Genomic DNA, 19,983 nt, shown 5'->3' with positions numbered 1-19,983 from the left:
TCACCAACTACATTGCCAGATCGCTACTGGAAACCGGTGGATTCAGACCCCAACTACACCCTCGATTGTGAAGAGCCGTTAAATGCCCGACACCCAACGTCGGTGCCACCCTTTGGCGCACTATGATCGCGCGGCGACTAACGAAGCAAAATTGCCTGGCTCTTCACGATTTCTGCCATCATGGTGAAGCCTGGTCAGGTTTGCCAGACCTTCGAAGTGAGAGCCCGTTGCGGCGATGCTCGACAATTTCAGCTAGCGCTGCCGCACAGCGGATTGACTGATGACCAAGACGATCCGATCATTTTCGGTTTGTCCCGGCACATAGCGCTGCGACCCGGTCGTGCGGCGCCCGCCTTGGCCTGGCCAATCTGGTCCGCTTGCCGTGGCCGCGCAGCACTACCTGCCTGCCCAGATCCCACATTGTCTGTTCGTAGGGCTCACTGGCCTGCACAATGTGGGCTGAAGCCAGGATGCCGTGCGGCTCAGTTTTTGCCAATTCACACAGGCGGGCAGCGATGTTGACTGGCTCGCCGATGACGGTGTATTCGAATCGTTCGTAGGCACCTACGTTGCCCGCCAGGACTATTCCGGCGGCCACGCCGATACCGGCCTGGCATTCGGGTACTTCGGCGGCGAGTCGGTGTGCAATGGCTCGTGCGGTGGCCAGCGCGTCGGTTTCCGGTGAACAGACACCCGCCGGTGCGCCAAAGACCACCAAGGTACCGTCGCCCTGGAACTTGTTTATCAGGCCGTGGCGGCGGCCGACTTCCTCCACAATGACGGCGAAAAAACAGTTGAGCAGTCGGACGACCTCGGCCGCCGGCCGGGCCGTTACCAAACGGGTGGAGCCGATGATATCCACGAAAAGTACCGCCACATAGCGCTCTTCACCACCGAGTTCGATCTGTTGTCCTTCGGCAGCAGCCGCCACGTCGCGTCCCACATGGCGGCCGAACAGATCACGGATGCGCTCGCGTTGCCGAAGGCCCTCGACCATTGCATTGAACCCGCGCTGCAGCTCGCCGAGTTCCGTTCCGTCGAACACCTCAAGCTGGCATTCGAGGTCGCCGGCCTCCACGCGTTGCAATGCAGAATGCACATCTCGCACCGACGTTGCGGTGAGCCATGCAGCGATGAGGTTCGACGCCAAACCGAAGACAAAGGCTGTCATCGTCAGCAATAGCACTGCAGCGCCGAGCTCGGTGACGTTCATGTTTCTTTCCAGCAGCGCGAACGCCACCGCCAAGATGATGGCGATCAATGGAACACCGGAACCAAACAACCACGATGCTGTGGCCCGACCCATCACACCAGGGGAAAGACGCCGCGCTGGGCGTCCCGCTTCAAGGGCGACCGCAGCCGCGGGCCGAAGCATCAACTCGGCAAAAAAGTAGCAGCTCACCGACAATACGATTCCGCTGAAGCTAAAGCCAAAGACAAACTTTGGGATATAACCTGGGCTCACACTTCCGTAGAGCAGCGCGAACAAGACGGCACCGATCGTCCACAGCACCATCGGAACCAACGCCAACCGCCATGGCGCCAGGAAGGCGTTGCGTTGATCTTTGGCCGTCAACGGCCGGTCGTCGTTCTTCCAACGCAGTTGGTCAAGGATGCGTTTGGTAACCCAAACCCAGCCCAGCCCAATCGAAGCGGCAACATAAAGTGGGACAACCTCTTCCGAAATCCACACAACGTGCGGATCGAACACATTGGGTGCTGGGATCGCGACGGTCACCAGCAGCAACACCACACCGATACCCATAAGATTGGCCATCGTGACGACACCGAGTAACACCGGCCGGGTGATGGGCTTGTTGTCCCGCGGCACGAAGACATTGTGGAACCACATTCTGGCGGTCATGATGCACGCCCATTCCATCGATACCGCTGGGCGCCAAAAACATCCAAATTAACCCCGTGACGGCTGACATCAATTTGGAATTCCCTGGCCGCCGGCTCACGGTCGGCAGACAAACACCGTGAGTCCGAAATCTGGTCTGCGCGTCGCCGTGTCTTCAAGCTCGTTGCTCCAATCATCGCTGCTTCATCACGTTTCCCCAATCCCGCCGTTGCGTGGCAACCGAGTCGGCGCGACCTCGCTACCGGTGCGTCCATGCGTGATGCGGTGGCCGAGCAGCCCCCCTTCCAGCTGCCGTGCTAATACCGTACCGCGGCTTGTCATATACCCCGTAATGGTGTATCTCACATGGGCGCAATGCGCGCGGCTGATTTCAGCAATGAACTAAACTAACTGCCACCGAACCGACTTCAATGAACCGTGGAACTGGTACCGCCTCTCACGACAGCCCGTGATTCATAGTCGGTATACCCCGTATTGGTATCGGTAGGGCTCGCAGAAACCAACTGGTACCAAGGACTGATCATCCGGCCTCGTCGAGATCGATGACCACCTTGATATCTGCCTCGCGGTGTTCGAAGGCCTCGCCGGCCCTTGCAAGCGGAATGCGGCGGGTGATCAGCCGTTGCAGCCAAGCTTCATCAGCACGGGCCAGAACGTCAGCAGCCCCTCGAAAGTGACGCATGTTGGAGTTGACCGACCCGACGACCACGTCGTTTTTCAGCACAATGTCTCGGTTCAGGGTGCCGGCGTCGACGTCGACGTGGTGCCCGCTAGACAGCAGGCCGAGTAGGCAGGTGATTGCGTAAAAGTTGGTATTGCGGATCGCATCGACAACCACGGCGCCTACCCCGGTGGCCTCGATTACCACGTCCGGACGAATCTTCTTCGCGACAGACTCGACGTCGTCGTGGTAATAAGTGGCGCCCAGCGCCCGCACCGCTTCGGGCTTGGGGCCGCTGGTCACCCGATCCACCACATGGGTTTCCAGGCCCCGCTGGGTAGCCGTCAAGGCGGCCAGCAATCCGATCGGCCCGGCGCCGGTGACCAACACTCGCTCCGGCTCGAACCAGCCCCGAGCACCGATCCGGTCTATCTGCTCCCACGCCTTGACTACGACCGACGTGGGCTCAGTCAAGACACCAACATGCTTCAGTGCCGGGTCCAGCCGCACCGCGTATTTTTCTTCAACGCACCACGTTTGGCTGCCGTAGCCGTGTAGTTCCTTGATGCCGCGTTCCGTGTAGCGGCCGTTGCGGCAGTTGTCGAATTCGGCGCGGGCGCATGCCCCACAGGGCACCGGATCGGGCCGACGTACCACACCCACCACCAGATCACCGGCCGAGAAGCTACTGCCTGGCGGCGCCTGCCGCACCCGGCCGAGCGATTCATGACCGAGCACCATCCACGATGACCCACTCGGGGGCAATCCGATATCGCCGGCGGCAAGTTCCTTGTCTGTGCCGCAGACACCCAGCGCCAACCCGTCGACCAAGAGTTCTTCGGCAGCCGCGATGGGCTCGGGCAGATCGACCACTTGCATTGATCCCTTGCGGCCCGGCTCTATCGTCAGAGATTGCATCGCAATTCCCCCTTCTCCGCTGTAACCGAACTGTGCACCGCCGCAACGGAGGTGACCGCGCCGGACAGCAATTCATCACGGTTTCCTGGTTCATGCACTCCGCTGAAGAATGCGTCGGCCACCGAGATGTATGTCGTCGAGCTGAGCTTCTCGACGGCCAAGCTACTGCGGTACAACTTCGACGTCGGTTCGCCGTATCGCTTGCCGGCATTGACATATCCGCTCATCCGCAGCGGATCAATCGCCAGCACCGCAGGCAACCGGTCGAACAAGACGAGATCACCGGCGGTAACCGCCGTCCTGTTACCCGAGTTACCGCCGCCCGCCGCTGGCACCTCTGACGCCATCTCCACAATCTCTTGCGGTTCCCGGATTGGGCCGGTCCGGTGGCGGAGCTCTGAACCAGGGGCGATGGGACCGGCCTTCACCCAACTCATTGCGGACGGGGCATCGTCAATCTGCGTGCGGATCATCGTGCCTCACATTGATGTTGCGACCGGTCAGCCTCGCTTCCACTTCGGCGAGGGTCAGACCCTTGGTTTCCGGGACGCAGACGCGGACGAATACCAGAAACCCAAGGGAGATTCCAGCGAAGATCAAAAATCCGATCGCGGCACGCGATGGTTGGCCGGGACTGCCCACCAGAATCGGAAACAGCAGGGCTACTACCAAGTTGGCTAGCCAGTTGAGCGCGATTGCGACTGCGCTCCCACGAGACCTGATGCGGGTAGGCAGCACTTCGGCTACCAGTAGCCACCCAATTGGTCCGGCTGAGAACGCATGGCAAGCCGTAAAGGCAAGCATTGCGGCGATCGTTATCGCACCGGATACCGCGGACGGTGACCGCAGCCCGAAGCTTGTCGCGGTGAGCGCCAGAATCATTCCCGTCAGCCCAACCGTAAGTAGCGGGCGCCGGCCATGCCTGTTGATCAGGCTCACCGCTATCACGGTAAAGACGACGTCAATCAATCCAACTGAAAATGAAGCAACTTCGGCGCCAGCATGGCCACCAATGCCAGCCATGGCGAACACCGCAGTGGAGTAGTAGACAACAGCGCAGATGCCAACGAGCACATCCATCAACGACGCCCCCATGGCTAGCATGATGGGCCGAAACAGTGACGGATCGCCGATGACTGAGGCGGGCCGGTCCCGTTCTCGATGCGCAGCAATGATGCTGCGCAACTCGGCGGCGACCTCGTCGCGACGGCGAATCGCCATCAGGACGTCGCGCGCCTGGTGTAGTCGGCCACGGGCAACTAGCGAGTACGGGCTGGATGGAACTCTGGTCATCGTCACGGTTTGCACGGTTGCCGGTATTGCGTTGGCAAGAAACATGATTCGCCACTCGTGGCCACCAAAGCTAAGCAGGGCGCCCACCGTGAACGCCAACAGAAAGCCGCTGGCGATGGAGAATTGGTAGGCGGCCATCATCGGCCCCCGCTTGTCAACGTTAGCTAGTTCCCCAATGTAGCCGGGCGTGACCGCAGTTGTTACGCCCACTGCGACACCGAGAATGAATCGTCCAATCACTATCATCGGGGTGCCGTTCGCTGTTGCTGCTATGACCGAACCGAACGCTGCGACGACCCCAGCGACCCCGAGAACGAGCCGGTGACCGTTGCGTTCGACGGCGCCACCGGCGATGAGGCACCCGACCAAAGCGCCGGCGATCAGGCTGCTGACAACCGTTCCGACGGCTAATCCGGACAGTGAGTATTGCTGCCGGATTGGCCCGATGGCGTCGTTGCTGACCGCGATGGAGTATCCGAAGAGGGTCCCCGCGGATCCACCGATAAGGAAAAGACGCCGACCCAACCCGCCAGACGCGGCGGGAAGTCCGGCCTCGGCCGACTGCCGGCAATGGTGGGCCAGACGCTCGCGGCGGCCCGGAGCGCATCGCTGGCCGGGAAGCGGCGGGCCGTGTCGCCGCGTCCGAATCCGCAGTCGCCAAGCTCGCTCGGCCGCGTCAATGCCCCGCAACCCGGAGACGCCCCCCTGCCGACCACCGTGCGGATTGGGCAGACAAGCACCTCCAGCCGGTTCGTAACCGACTTCCTTAATGTCATTCATCTCATGCACCGGTCGGACAAGCCGAAATTTCCTTCTCAATTGTCTGGCGCGCCATCGGACTACGCCCGGCCACGTTTCTGCTCCCAGGTTACCTTGGTCGCCCGAATTCGATATATCCCCCGATCGCCCGATTTTGGGTTCCCCTGATTGGTTTGATCAACCAGCCGATTTAGTTCGGACTTGACTGAATTTCGACGTTGTAGCCTGTCCTTATACGGCGTGACCTGGTGTTTAGGTTGCACGCAGAGCCGTGTAAAATCTTTGGACGCCGATCTGATATTTTTGATCAGTGGTTGCGATGTAAAACGACTGGACATATAACGCGCGCCAGGATGAGGGCGGGCTGCAAGCCCTCGAGTGGCACCCGTAATTGTTATTCGGCGCCGTAACTCCTGATATCGGTGGTCTTTCCGCGACCGCCGTCGGGAATTCGGTCGCGCCGGCCCCAGCGGTCAACGCAAGCTTGGGCCCACCGTGCTCACCTGTGTCCATCCGCCCGCCGAAAGTGAGTTAGCTGAGCCCGGCTTGCGGTCTGAGAAACTGCTGGTTACGAGGATCAGCGCGACTATCTCGAGCTGTGGCCGAAGGTAGCGCATCCAGCCGACTCTCGAATCATGTGAGGCAGCCAGCCGAGCGGTCAGTGCTGCCACGCGCGCGCTGGCTGCGCCGAGCGTTCAGGCACCACTGGCAATGTCACGCGCATTCCTCCTTTTAACGGACCGACGCCCGCCAGACACCGACCAAGCCCGCCGCAGTAACTTTGTGGATCAGCATCCTCGTGCGGAACTGCACCGCAACCACGATCCATGGACAATCATGGCCGGCGGCGCCGAAGTTACCAGGGGCAAGGCATCCCAATCAGTGGTTCGAAACGGGTCAAACTGCGACCAGGATCCGCCACAGCGGAAGCGACAAGTACAAAATGCCGCGCAATGAGTTGACTATTCGCCACAATGCACCACCTCACGGTGCATCACCAACGGATCTTTCTGCTGGGTAGCGTCACACGACTGTCAAGGTGGATCTACAAGCTCAACGTCGCGCCGGTCGGATCGATAAACCGTTCAGCTCATTCCGATTTGAATCTCGCACCGAGGCAGCAGCTGTTGGCCCTCGCGATTGTTCGTGGGGATGAGCCCCGTTGCGGTCATAATTTCGCTCTAATCATCAACGGGGCGACGTCGACGATGTTCAGACAGCCCTCCGGGGGCAATCTGCGCTACGGGCCGGCGGTGCAATACCGATACCGGTTCATGCGGCGACGCCATCATGCTAGGGGTAACAACATGTGTGTCAATCCTTTTGACAACGAGGGTGCTGCATTCTCGTCATTGGTCAACCGCAGGAAGCAGTACTGGCTGTGGTCAACTTTCGCCGATGTCGCCGCATCCTGGCCAGGCAGTCTCCGGTCCGGATCCTCCCGATGCATTCCGGAGAGCCACTACAAGAGCTGGACCGATATTCGCGCCGAAGGCACTACAAATAAGATTGCCGCAGCATCGCCGAACTGCGAATCAGTACGCCACGCGGATAACATCTTTCGATCCGAGCGTTGACAGTGCGCACCGCCACCGGGCCGAGACCACCATCAGCACTGAAACGCAAGCGCAACGCCAAGTATCCAGTGGGCCTGCGGCCGTATCGCCCGACCGCGACCCATTGCGGTTGCGTCGATACCATGCTGTCCCCCATTCGGCGTACAAGCGATTCCCGCGACTGGGGGAAGCATTTCGCCCCGCGCGGTCCACCATCCGTACGATACCGGGGTATCCCCAACTGGTGCACAATGGTTCAGGCGGGTTGGATACGATGAGGTGCTGCCCCAATGATGCTTTCGCCCACAAGGCTTCTGCGGCAACATCCCTAGCCGAGTGCTTGCCGGGCAGCGATTTTCAACCGGGGCCGGTCGCGAATATCGCGAGTTGCGCCGGCCCAGCCAACGTGGATTCTTCGCGATGAGGATGTAAGGGCATGTCGCAAACCTTGGGGCCCGCTGTCGCATCGATGGTGGGCGCGGATGGGCTCCATTGGACAGCGGCTGCATCGGTCCCAGGAGCGCCAACTTCGCGACGACCGATCCACCGCCCGGCTCGATGTTGCCTGGCCGCACCGTCCGCAGCGTAACGATGCCACGTGCCAATTGGTTTCGGTGCCCAACCAATCGCAGTTGATTCGTCGCCTTCACGTGGGCGTCGAGCATAGACCGACTCGGTCCTCGCTAAAAGCTTTGCAGGAGAACATGAATGTCCCAGCTCACACGCAATCAGCCCTATACCGCCGACTCGGCGCCGCAAGACTGGCCATCCGCACGGACGCGCGAATTGATCCGTGCGGGTGCGCGAATCGCCCTCGATCCCAACCAGGAGTGGCTTGATAGCCTCGACAAAGCGACCCTCGGCAATAATGCAATCATCGCCGAAGACCCGGTCCTTGCGACGGCCGTTCGGCGTGCGAGCCGCGCAAACCTGTTGCATTGGGCGGCGGCAAACGTACGTGATCCGGGTGCACCCGTTGCAGCCAACCTCGGGCCCGAGCCACTTGCCCTTGCTCGAGACTTGGTGCGCCGCGGACTCGATTCGACCGCACTCGAGATCTACCGGGTCGGGCAGGATGTCGCGTGGCGGCACTGGATCGAGATCGTGTTCGGCCTCACCGCCGACCCGGACGAGCTGCGTGAAGTTCTCGTCGTCTCATCGTCGTCGATCAGTGACTTCATCAGTGCTACCCTCGCGGGTATCGCCGCACAGTTGAAACTGGAGCAGAACGAGTTGGCCTGCGGCACCCATGCTGAACGCCGTGAGATCATCGAGTTCATACTTGATGGCGCGGCGATTGGTCAGGAGCATGCTGAAGCGCGATTAGGCTACTCACTGGATCAGCCACACACCGCTGCCATTCTGTGGAGCGACGATTTCGAGGGCGACCACATCTTCCTCGACGGAGCCGCCGTTGCGGTCGGTTACGCTCTCGGTTCAACCCGGGCGCTTACCGTGACCGCCACCGCTGCCACCCGCTGGATATGGGTGGCCGACGCGGTTGACGTTGATGTCGACGCCATCGAAAAAGCGCTGACCACCTGTCCGGGAGCCCGTATTGCCATCGGTCCCAATGCACCCGGGATCGAAGGCTTCCGCCGCAGCCATCTTGACGCGCTGGCCACGCAGCGAATGGTGACGCGCCTGCAGTCACCCCGGCGAATCGCACTCTTCGCCGACATTCAGCTCGTCAATCTGATCACTCAGGATGCCGCTGCAGCAGACGATTTCATCACCAGTACGCTAGGCGACTTCGCCTCAGCTAGTCCCGAGCTGCGCGCGACTCTCCTGACTTACATTCGCCAACAATGCAACGTGTCCCGCGCCGCCAAGCTGCTCTACAGCCACCGCAATACACTGTTACGGCGACTCGAGGCAGCCGCACGCATGCTCCCCCGTCCCCTTCCCCAGTCCTACGTCCATGTGGCCGTGGCCCTCGAGGCGCTGGAGTGGTACGGCAACCACACTAGCCCGCGGTGATGCGGCGCGACCGCTGATTTCGCGCGACTGCGACGGGATTCGGGCGCTCGCACGCCGGGGCGGTGAGCTCAAGCGGGACCACAATGAGATAGCCGAAGCGTGCGGATCACCGCGTGCCCGGTCGGCCATACATTGTCGGATCGAAGTCCGGCGGTAACGATTGGGGCCGGTGACGTGATGACCTTGCACTGACAATGCGCACATCCCCCACATCCCGTACCCAACTACCAGGGCTCCAGCGCTCCAAAACCACTGCCCGGCAACATCGTCGGTGCCCACACAGCCGGCAAGAGTACCAACGCCGGTCGGAAACGACCGGCGATCGGCAATCAGGACACACTGGCTCACCGTGGGAGCGGCGGGTATGCGCCGTCTTATTCCAGCGGCGTCGGTTCAGCGCTGCCGGGCCACCAGATCCGATTACCGATGAGGGCCATCGTGGCCGGAGCCAGCACGGAGCGGACGACGCAGATATCGATCAGAAGGCCAGCACCGATTGTAAACCCGATCTGTACCAGCTGGATGACACTGCCGCTCATGAGCGCGAACATGGTGAGTGCGAACACTATGCCTGCTGTGGTGATTACACTGCCGGTCTTCCCAAATCCGCGAATGATCCCGCGTATCATCCCCTCTCGAGACTCTTCCCGAATCCGTGAAGCGAAAAGCATGCTGTAGTCGGCACAGACCGCGATCAGTGCCATGAACGCCACGGGTAGTACGGAGAAGTCGAGATCGATCCCAATGATGTGCTGCCACACCAACACGCTCAGTCCCGCTGCGGATGTGAATGACAACGTCACCATGGCCACCAGCAGGACCGGGGCGAGGATGCTTCGCAGCAGGACCATCAGCACCAGCAGCACCCCCACGATCGCTGCGAATCCAAAGACCGCGAAGTCATGCCACACTTGATCACCCATGTCGGCCGATATGGAGGCGATACCCGTTGTAGCGAACCGGGCATGTTGCAGCGGGGTCCCGACGGCGGCGTGCTGTGCCGTGTACGCCAAAATCCTTGCCGTGTCGCGCGCCTGAGAGCCGTAAGGGTTCGTCTTCCATACCACCACCATTCGGGCGACCTTCCCGTCGGCCGAGAACAGCAGGTTCTCTCCTGCATTGAATGCAGCGTCGGTAAACCCCTGCGGGGGAAGATAAAAGCCATTCCCGCTGCCGGCTGACGTATGCATGCTGAGGCCGCCGAGGTAGTCGGAGGCGTCCTTCAAACCTGCCCCGAGCTGACCGGTGAGGCTGCTCACCATGTCCACCCCGGTCTTGACCTGATCCAGTCCCGTGACCAGCTGGGCCATTCCGCCGGATAGCCGTTCAGCGCCCTGCGATAGCGCGGTTAGCCGTGCGCTGAGCTCAGCCGGCGATTCACCGCCAACTTGCGCCGCCATCGACTGCAGCTGTCCCAACATAGTCTTGAGCAATGGCAATGAGGCCCGGACCTTCTCGATAGCCTCGCGTGGCACCGCAGCCGCCGCTTGCAAGATGGTCAGAGCTCGGCCCACGGCGCCATTCGTCAGCTCGTTCAGATCCGCCAGGTCGGCGCGCCCGCGCATGCACAGCGGGTTGCCGGTGCACTCCGGGGTCGGCTGAGGCGTCAGCATCGGGCCCAGAGCCGCGTTCGCTGAACCGATGGCCGCCACAGCCAGATCATCCTTACTCAACCCATCCAAGACCAGATCCAACAGATGCAGCGACGAATTCAAATCGCCGATTGCTGCGGGCACCGCCATGCGGCCATCCGTCATCGTGGCCAGGGCAGAGCTGGCGGCACCATAACTGTTCAGCATGCTGCGAGCCATCCGCGAAACCTCCGCTACCCCCGAGACCAATTGCGGTAACTGGCTCTTTGCTGACTCAGCACCGTTGAGCAACTGCATTACCCCCTGCCCAAGCCGATCGAGATCGGGGGCCGATTGGCCGATGCGCCGCGAAGCATCACCAAGCCGATCGCTGACCAGACCGACCTGATAGCCGATCGCGGTCTGCTGGGAAGGCGTTCCGAGCGGCCGGGTAATCGATCGTACGAAGGCCACGTCGGGAAGTCGGGCGATGTTTGTAGCGACCACCTCGAGTGCAGCCAGATCGTCTGTGTCCCGCATATCGTGATCTGATCGTATGACCACGAACTCCGGCGCGGCTTCATTATGACCCCAATGCGCAGCGACCTTTTCATATCCGATGCGGCTTTCGGTTTCCCGAAGTTGCATCGAGTTCTCGTCGAAGTTGATCTTGATCGTCGCCAACACCAAGGCGAGCGATATCAGCACAACCAGCGATGTAGCCGTGAGCCAGCCGGAGCGTCGGACGATTCGAGCGCCGATGCGACGCCAACGAAACTCGTTGATAGCACGCGGCTCTGCATAGCCGCGTCGGCCCGCGATCGACAGCAGAGCGTAAGGCAAGCTGATCGATACTGCGAGCGTGATCGCCACAGCGATGGCAACGGGTGGACCCGCCGCTCGGAACAAGCCGATCTTGGTGAGTACCATCGCCGAAAAGGCGACCGCGATCGTGACGGCGGAGGCGATCAGAATTCCCGAAATCCTCCGCCCGGAACGGGTTATCGCGTGGGTCACGGGGAGTTTGCCTCTCCGGCCTTCGTGATAGCTCGCGAGGATGAAGATGGCATAGTCCGTACCGACACCAAGTACCATCGCGGTCATCAAGGCGATGGTGAAATTGGAGACCGTCATGCTGCCCGTTAGACCGAGCACCGAGACGATGGGGCGAGCCACGCCCAGCGAAACCCCGACCGTCAATAACGGGATCGTTGCCAACACCACCGACCGATACACCACCAGCAGCAGCACCCCGATCAACACGATCGATACCGCGGTGATAACCAGAAGTGATCGGTCAATCTCGTCGAACAGGTCCGCCAGTGTTGGCGCAAAACCGGTGTAATAGACATGTACGCCAGGAGGTTTCGGTAGCGATGCCACCATCCTGCGAACGTCGACGATGTTTGCCTTAGCCTTGGCCGAACCAACCTTGCCCGTGCTGGCTACGAACAGGTTGATCGCCTTGCCGTCAGGACTAATGGAGATATCGCGTAGGTTCGCGTTGGAGAAAGTATCGAGGACATAAGCGACATCGTCCTTGTCAGCCCGCAGCGCCTCGATCAGCCGACCGGCGAACGTCTTGTCCGCCTCGTTCAGACCCGCTTCGTCGACGACCACGATGCTGCCAATGGCTGATGATTGTGGGACGCCGAAATCGGCCGACATATCCTGAAGCGTTTGCGCTGCGCGGAGATGGGCCGGCATGAACGGCGCGGAGTCCTCGGCAACCGTCACTTCCAGTTGCGGTATCGAAAGATTCAACACTCCCAGCAACAACACCCAACATCCGATAACCAGCCAGGCGTGTCTGGCGGCGAAACCCGCTACGGTTCCGAAGAACTGGCTCTCGCCGTGTGTCAGGACAGCGTCAACGACTCGCTTGCCCGTCCGGACTAACCGGGGTCGCCGTGGCGTAGGACCGTTGTCGCGCTGGGGCTCTGCAGCGCTTGGTCTTTCAACCTCCGGATGAACATCAACGTGGACCATATGAATACCTTCCGCAGAACGATGCCTGAGCCAGCAACGACTCGGTGCCGCCACAACAAGCGTTGCCGCATCGTCGAAGCGAATCGGGTGATTTGCGCGGCATAACCGCCGCTGGGTCGGTGCCCGCGGATTTCGCAGCGTTGAGTTGAACACTTTCGCGCGGCGATTCGTAATCTATGCAGCGATGTTCACCCTGCGGCCCACGCGAGGTGGCTAACAGGGCCGTGGCAGTCAGCCGATGGCACTCAGAAATTGGCGGCGTGCACTCGCTGGATATACGTCCAAGACGTCTCATGGTACTCCCGATAAATATGCTTTTCAGAACGGCATCACGGCCGTGCGAAGTTCGTCAGCTGCTATTCACTGGATCCGTTAGAATGACCGGTGATTGCGCGGATGTAGCGTCCAATCTGACGCAATGAGCGGTTCGCTTCTGGCACTAGCGGCGCAGCCAGCTGGAAAACGTGAACTTGACCCGGCCACACGCGTACTTCGGCCGGCACTCCGGCCGCCGCTAGTTTGCCGGCGGCCAGCTGTGCGTCGTAAAGCAGCACCTCCGAACCGGAGACGTGCAAAAGCACGGGCGGCAACTCTGGTTGAATATGATCTAACGGCTCATAGGGTTCTTCGCGCCGGCCGTCGACCGTTTGCTTTGCGGCGGACCTGCCGACAAAAGCAGAAAGCGCATCAAATGCCTTCGCCGTAAGCACTGCGTCGGTTCTGATGTTGGGATGCGACTGCTTGGGCCCCTTGGCCAGCTGCAGCAGCGGGGACATCGCGACCAACGCCGCCGGCTTCTCATCGTCCTGCTGCAGCCGCTGCGCGAGCGCGAGTGCGAGGTAGCCGCCCGCCGAATCGCCGGCCAACACGATCTCTTGCGACCGATAACCGGTTGCTCGCAACCACCGGTAGGCATCATGACAGTCGTCGAGCGCCATGGCGATCGAGTGCTCGGGCAGCAGCCGATAGTTGACCACCAGGACGGGCGCGTCGCCATGTCTCGAAAGTGACTTGACGATCCTGCCATGCGAATTAGCGCCGCAGGTCACGAAGGCGCCGCCGTGCAGATACAGGACCACCCGGCGCGGGTTCCCGGTAGGCCGCACCCCCGGCGCGCAGACAAACTGCGCCGTGGCGTTAGGCAACCGGATTGTGGTCCGGGTGGTACCCGGCTGAGGCGGGATCAGGAACCCGCAGACAGGGTCGATGAGGCGCAGCGGCAGCGGAAGATGCGGGAAAAAGCCCACCACTGTCAGCATCGGCCTGATCGTCATGCGCGACGCCAGCGCCACCAACCGCGCCGCAATACTGGGCCCCGCCTCGACCACCTCGACGGGAAACCCGTCGCCGGCCGGCACCTCACATACCGCGACCGGACGCGCCGCGGCACCATGAAGCGGCGAAGCAGCCTCTTCTGATGAGCCGGATACCCGAGCGAACGCAGTCATACCTAACGCCTTCCACATTGCGCACAACTATTTGCCACACCGACTACGGACTTTGCTGATTGCGATGCTCAGCTGGTTACATGCGGAACAATGCTCACCAGCGCGAGTGGCGCGCCTTTGCGCTGCAGTCATGGTCCGCGGTGCTGGACCTTTAGGGCCGTTAGAAATTGTTTTCCTATACACCGCTACAATGGTCGATGAGCACACGAATCACCATGAGGAAAACCTCCGAGAGATTGGGAATCAGGCATCCGAGACGACCACCGTCGTCGTCGACGGTCCACCCGGGTCACTGCGTACCGAGATAATACGGTGCGGCAATAACCTCTGGATAAAACTATAGCACAATGCTACGTTATTTTGCAATTATGTCCTCGTTACACGGCTATTACGTCGCCATTAGGTGTAGGGCATTTTGACATTCATGCGCCGTCCGAACTATATGCATCGGAAATGTACACCGTCTGGACATTGCCACAGCCTGTATGAGTGGCAATTCGATCTGAATCTGGATGGCTGTCAGACCAACCGAAGAGCGGGGCGCTGCGACGAGGCAGGACGCAGTCGGCGCGATCTACACGCAAAGACAATGGCTCTCAATGGATTTCCAGGTTGCAGGTTGCGCTACGGATCAACGCTGAGCCCTCCTCGCCCCTGATACGCCCGGGACGTACCGAAGGCGTTGGTCAGCAACGCTTTTGAAGCGCTATCGCGACCGGGCCGGCCGCGTTCCCACCGGCTTTGAGCGCGCCAACCCTTCCGTCAATATCGCCGCGAACATCCAACAGCGCCTGACCGTCCGGTTAGTCGTGACTTGCCGGCTGTCAGCGAACGGCCGTCGGGTTGTGCGCCGACGTGGATACGGGATTGGCCGCTAGGGTGTCAACCGAGACCGGCACGACGATTTCGTCATGAACGTGTTCTTGCGCGCTCGTCCGCGATGACTTCGCGGTGATGGGAGCGGCCGGCGTACCCAGGCGCCGCTTATGCCGTGAGAGTCGTTGAAACGAACGCCGGTCCACCTGTTCGGGCCTCGGCCGTGGCGGCTGGCCGCCAAAGGCAGCAGGCGTGCCCAATGAACGGCGCCGGGGTTCGCCGCAGTACCGCCTTTGGACCCGGCGATACGTAGTGAGGCAACCGAGGCGCGTGCACTGGCGCGAGCGACTTCCCGTCTCCCACCCGTCGGCCTCGTGGAGCCGGCCCCGGATGATCCGCCCGGGACGCCTGACACCGCCTCGTCGGCCGGCGCATCGCCAACGTCCAGACACCGATCCAGCCGACACAGGCTGTTGCCCACAGAATTCCGCTGTCGGCGGGTTCAGCACCCGAGGCGCAGTAGGTGTTGTTATGCCGTCGCAGATCTTCAGGGCAAATGAGCAGCCCTCGCCACCAAGCCCGGTCCCTGCCTGCGAGTGGCCGTTACAGCCATCAGGTCTGGGATCTTTTGCCATGGTCACACGCTTTCCTCGATGCTGCCGATCCTGCCGGAAGATGACAATCCCCGACGAGATCGTTGATGCGGTCGATTCACGTCATCCAGGTCGCTGTACCACGTCGACGCTCGCCTTCTCATCGAATAAACAGCACGCCGGTGGCGCGCGCCAGAGTCAAATCGACCCATTCGCTGCGCCAATGTGAGACAACGTGCCCACAGCTCATGTATACCTCGCTTCTACGGGTGTAGAACTTGCACCGCGAGATCCGAGATCGTGACAGAGTGCCACATTACATTCGGCAAATTAGTGACGCCATATGACCGGCCCGCGAGGGCTAATGCAGGTCCATAGAGCCCATGAGCCTGTAGTGAGCGCTCGTTCATTTGTCAATGCATTTTACACAGCAGCCTGCACCACGCTCCGCGGTTCGTTGCGACGCATGTGATTTCTGCAACGTCCGCTACCTCAACCTGGACCAGTCACACATTCCGCGTGTAAACATGTCGGTAATTTGGGGGGTTACGGGTATAGGCGCGTCCAGCGATCGACATGGAGATGACGGAGCCATGGATGCCCATGGATGCCCACGCCGCATACGAACGACAGCCCCGAGACCGGCAATGGGTGTCTGCGCGACGGCGGAACCGTGCCGCGTCCAGCACAACAACGAATTGTCCGGGCACCTGCGATGGCTTATCCCGCTCTTAGCGGGAATAAACCGAAGGTCCGCTGACGCTACGGCCGACCGAGATGTCCCGCCACGCGGGAGAATGGAAATACACGTCGACATACGCGTAGTGGATCCATTCAGACTGGTTGCAGCCGCATGGTCGTGAGCGCAGGCGGCCGTAAGGCCCAAGCACAAAACGGCGTCGAGACAAGGGGCGGCAACTTTAATCATGCCGCCACAACTTATTCTCGGCTCCGCCGTCGCTTCACGCGGGAACAAGCAACTAAAGCGGAGATCGGGCAGTTGGCCAAAGAGGATGTCACACTAATTGATATCAGCGCCCGCCGTCGCCATTACCAGGCAGGGCATGATTCTTCTGTGGCGGTAGGCCATGGCATTCAAGACCGGGTTCCAGGCATGCCGCCAAGTTTTGCCGACAGCCCACCTGAACTGAAGGACGGTGAGACTATCGATCGGCATGGGGAGCAGCCGCAAAGGACGGTACGCGGGTCGCTGGAGCGTCTCGCTTGCTACGCAGCCCAACCTGACAGCGACGTCGGTGTCATCAGGTGCGGGTCGGCGGGTACCCCCTACACCTAGCCTAACGGCGATACCGCGTTGACCGAGAACATCGATTTGGCACATCAGGTCGAAGCGACGGTTGAAAGCTGCGGTTCGACCCTGCTCGCCGATCCACCTGCGGTGCGAAGTCGAATGGGATTCAATCAGCTAACGAAAGCCATCGAGCTCCCGACGGCAGGCATCGGGCGCATGACGACACCAAAATGATCAACTGAAGGAGACGGGTTTGATGTCGACTCGGCGGCGGCAGCTTCTGGTTGCCGGCGTGGCCATGACGGCCGCCGCAGGATTGGCGGGATGCGACGTCGCGGGCCGTCGGTCCGACGATAAGCGGACCCTACGGGTGGGAGCGGCGTTTCCTGATCCGCCCTTCAACGGCATGCCCCTAGGTGGCGGTTTCGACATCGACCTGATGACCGAGATTGCCCGAGCCCTCGGCGCTGAAGCCAGCTTCATCCGCTACGACGGTACCGACTTCAACGGCATCTTCGGTGCGCTCAACGGCGGTGAGTACGACTGCGTCGCGGCCGGGACCACCGTGACACCCGAACGTGAGAAGCAAGCGGCATTCGTTGCGCCGTACCTGATCTCGGGGCAGTCACTGGCCGTCGACAGCGCCCGGCTGCCCAACGTGCACTCCATTGACGACCTGTCTGGACTGACAATCGGCGTCCAGCAGGGCAACACCAGCCAGCCAATCGCCAATCGCCTTGTCGCCGAAGGTCGAGCCGGCGCCGTGCGGGTCTACGACTACGGCGCTGTCCGTTCAGCGATAACCGACTTGACCACTGGCGGCTGCGACGCCTTCATGAAACTAGCCCCAGTGCTGACCGAGCTGGTCAAGCCGGTGCCAGGCGTCGAGGTCGTCCAGCGCACGGGCATATCGGTAGAAAAGATTGCGATCGCGGTCCCCAAGGCAGATCAGGACCTTCTTGAGCGGATCGCCGCCGCGCAGGCCGCGCTGGAGGCGAGCGGAACCCTGCCACGACTCCGGCAGCGATGGCTCGGCAATCCCAATACGTACCAAGCGTAACCGCGCCACACCTCGCTGCACGTATCCGGCCACTTCTGGGGTTGCACCACGGGATAGTTCACTGACTCGTGGCACAAGTCAGCCATTCGCTTGGATAATCCTTTCCAGCCCAGCCTTATAGGCGAACAGGCTATGACGCCACAGTGGGTCGATCGACCCACCGCTGTCGACCTCAATCGCCCGGCCCACGTGTTTGTAGAACAACGGCGGCAGGTATGGCACCAGATCAAGGAAGTTCACCACCCGATAGCAGCTCGTGACTGCCTGATTGAAAGCCTTTGCGAAGTCACGCAACCCTGCGATAGGTCCTGCGAAGGTCATGGCGTTGGGTCTTATGTTGGGCGTCATGTTGTGGAAGATATCGGGCGCAGCAAGCACCGCAAGCGCTGCGCCAAGGCTGTGCCCCGTAACGAGAATCTTGTCGCAGCCCGTAGCCGCGTTGGCGATGTTGTTGACGACGCTTTCGCGAACCAGCTGGTAGACAGTCTGAAAGCCCGAATGTACATACCCGAACCCGTCTACCGGTTCGTAAGGTTCAGGTATTGCGCCCAAGTCGGTGATCACGTCGTCAAACGTGATGGTACCGCGGAAGGCCACGAAGGCGGTACGGGTTGATGCATTGCGGCCTATCAGCCCAAATATGTTGGCATTGAAGGCCAACTGTGTCACCTCGGGTTGCTTTGCGGCTTTCTTTCCAGCGGTAATGGCGTCGACCTTGATCAACGCAGTCTGAACAAATCCCGGCGGAAGGGGCACGTTGTTGCAGTCTGTTACCGAGTAGGCGGCCAAGCACAAGGGTAGCGGCACGTCCAGAGCAAATCGCGGATCAAAACCGTTGACAATACCGGAATCCGGCCCGGTCGCATGGGCGGTGTTCATCAGCGGCGTAGCCCACGGCGCGAGAAATCCAACACCACCGAACAACCCTGCGCCAATCGAGAATTGCCGACGCGAGAGTTCCCCACGCAGTCCGTCTTTCACCGAACGCCTTTCCTAGCTTGACGACTCATACATCCCGCGGACGGGCAGGCACACGCTACCGACATCTTCGGCCCTGCGGCCCGAGCCGTTGTTCGTCTGTCATCAACCTGAGACCTGCTCGTTCCATGGTCAGACCGAACGACACAGGGGTCTGGCCAAGATTAAATTTGTTGTAGCGCAACGCGATACCTGACGTGGTGCGCTTGACAGCTCCTCGAGCAAGCGCAGGCGAGATTCAGATCACGCATAACTGGTGTCCCGGGCTCCTGGCAGACCTCTAGAGCCGCATTCCCCTTCAATATCACCGACATCTTTTAGGAACCAACGGGTTACGCTCCGCTGCCGACACTGCCGGCGATACACACGGGCGGCGGGATATTCACGGAGCGGGCCTGGGTCGTTGCGGCGTCACAACGCACCTCCGGACACTGATGCAGATTGTCGCAGTGTCGCGGCGACATGGGAATAGGTGCACACAGCACGCAACCGCAGCTGATCATCCGGGGCGCTTTGCCTCGTAGGAGCGGATTAGTTGAGCTGGTTTAACCCTGGCAACGACTCCGTAGCTGGTGTTCACTACTTCTGGAGCGTCTCGAAACCCGATAGGGCGCAGTAGATTACGCTCTCCACATGGTGTTGACCAGTGCTACCCTTTTTCCGATGCTGATTGACGTTCGCCTCAAGGAGGAATGCGGGTGACATTGCGGATCCTGCAGCGCACATGGCATAGACCACCAGCACGCTGGTACGACGCAACGGAGCTGGTGCGTTGCCTTCGCAGGAATGCCCAAGGACATGGCCTCCAGCCACCCACAGTGTTGCCCATCTACTCAGCGCACCAACAGTTGTCGACTCCACCGCCGGACAAGCGGTGGCCCACTGCCATTCCAACGGCTTCGACATATCGTTATGGGAGATATGGGGCGCCTTGCTCCACTGCGTACCGCTGCTCACCACCGAACGCGTCAATGTCTTGAACCCGACCCCTGCAGCTGCGGCGGCTTTGGCACGGCCGAGCTGGTGGACCGGTGGGCAGCCGAGCGGCCAATGATCAACGCATACGGTCCGACCGACACCACGATCTAACGCATCGATGCGCAGGTATTGCGGCCGGGGCGGGTGTCTTCCGATTCGGCTACCGGTCGCCTGGGCCGCGCCGAAGGGCCAGGCCACCAACCCGTCAATGAGAGCTTCAGCACCGCCGGTGAGCCCGCCGGCATCAGTGGAGTCGTGTAGTACCGC

Annotated in this window: 11 protein-coding genes; 4 read left to right on the top strand and 7 right to left on the bottom strand. The window is 60.9% G+C overall.

Going from position 1 to position 19,983, the window contains the following annotated elements; genetic code table 11:
- Positions 1 to 298: 298 nt before the first annotated feature.
- The 4 genes from BST40_RS17140 to BST40_RS17125 form a co-directional block, all read right to left on the bottom strand.
- The gene (locus BST40_RS17140) at positions 299 to 1,864 is read right to left on the bottom strand and encodes an adenylate/guanylate cyclase domain-containing protein (RefSeq protein WP_240316511.1); all 1,566 of its coding nucleotides are present in this window, start codon (positions 1,862 to 1,864) and stop codon (positions 299 to 301) included.
- Positions 1,865 to 2,384: 520 nt separating this feature from the next.
- Positions 2,385 to 3,443, bottom strand: coding sequence for a glucose 1-dehydrogenase (locus tag BST40_RS17135; protein WP_075547459.1), 1,059 nt, complete (start codon positions 3,441 to 3,443; stop codon positions 2,385 to 2,387).
- A complete protein-coding gene (locus tag BST40_RS17130) occupies positions 3,431 to 3,790 on the bottom strand; it encodes an FAD-binding oxidoreductase (RefSeq protein ID WP_131808304.1) in 360 nt (119 codons plus the stop codon). The genes BST40_RS17135 and BST40_RS17130 overlap by 13 nt, the downstream gene beginning before the upstream one ends.
- A gap of 106 nt (positions 3,791 to 3,896) precedes the next feature.
- On the bottom strand, positions 3,897 to 5,516 hold the full coding sequence (locus BST40_RS17125; RefSeq protein ID WP_083154896.1) for a sugar porter family MFS transporter: 1,620 nt from the start codon (positions 5,514 to 5,516) through the stop codon (positions 3,897 to 3,899).
- A 953-nt stretch (positions 5,517 to 6,469) separates the two neighbouring features.
- Between BST40_RS17125 and BST40_RS33290 the strand changes: the two genes are divergently transcribed.
- Both BST40_RS33290 and BST40_RS17120 read left to right on the top strand, forming a co-directional pair.
- Positions 6,470 to 7,072 (top strand): MbtH family NRPS accessory protein, encoded by a 603-nt coding sequence (locus BST40_RS33290; protein WP_116526603.1) that lies wholly within the window; start codon positions 6,470 to 6,472, stop codon positions 7,070 to 7,072.
- 687 nt (positions 7,073 to 7,759) lie between these two features.
- Entirely contained in the window at positions 7,760 to 9,031 is a 1,272-nt protein-coding gene (locus tag BST40_RS17120) for an Rv1453 family transcriptional regulator (RefSeq protein ID WP_075547456.1), read from the top strand.
- 374 nt (positions 9,032 to 9,405) lie between these two features.
- Here BST40_RS17120 and BST40_RS17115 read toward each other — a convergent pair whose 3' ends face one another.
- On the bottom strand, positions 9,406 to 12,384 hold the full coding sequence (locus BST40_RS17115; protein WP_241780260.1) for an MMPL family transporter: 2,979 nt from the start codon (positions 12,382 to 12,384) through the stop codon (positions 9,406 to 9,408).
- A 563-nt stretch (positions 12,385 to 12,947) separates the two neighbouring features.
- Entirely contained in the window at positions 12,948 to 14,039 is a 1,092-nt protein-coding gene (locus BST40_RS17110) for an alpha/beta hydrolase fold domain-containing protein (RefSeq protein ID WP_083154894.1), read from the bottom strand.
- 2,724 nt (positions 14,040 to 16,763) lie between these two features.
- Between BST40_RS17110 and BST40_RS30145 the strand changes: the two genes are divergently transcribed.
- Both BST40_RS30145 and BST40_RS17105 read left to right on the top strand, forming a co-directional pair.
- On the top strand, positions 16,764 to 16,934 hold the full coding sequence (locus BST40_RS30145; RefSeq protein WP_158006347.1) for a hypothetical protein: 171 nt from the start codon (positions 16,764 to 16,766) through the stop codon (positions 16,932 to 16,934).
- Between the two features lie 64 nt (positions 16,935 to 16,998).
- Positions 16,999 to 17,760, top strand: a complete 762-nt coding sequence (locus tag BST40_RS17105; RefSeq protein ID WP_082275445.1) for an ABC transporter substrate-binding protein — start codon at positions 16,999 to 17,001, stop codon at positions 17,758 to 17,760.
- A gap of 78 nt (positions 17,761 to 17,838) precedes the next feature.
- Here BST40_RS17105 and BST40_RS17100 read toward each other — a convergent pair whose 3' ends face one another.
- Entirely contained in the window at positions 17,839 to 18,741 is a 903-nt protein-coding gene (locus BST40_RS17100) for a lipase family protein (protein WP_240316513.1), read from the bottom strand.
- Between the last annotated feature and the right edge of the window lie 1,242 nt (positions 18,742 to 19,983).

This window comes from Mycobacterium persicum, assembly GCF_002086675.1.
Taxonomy (GTDB): domain Bacteria; phylum Actinomycetota; class Actinomycetes; order Mycobacteriales; family Mycobacteriaceae; genus Mycobacterium; species Mycobacterium persicum.
Note: the sequence above shows the minus strand (reverse complement) of the source record. Positions and strands in the feature narration are given on the sequence as shown.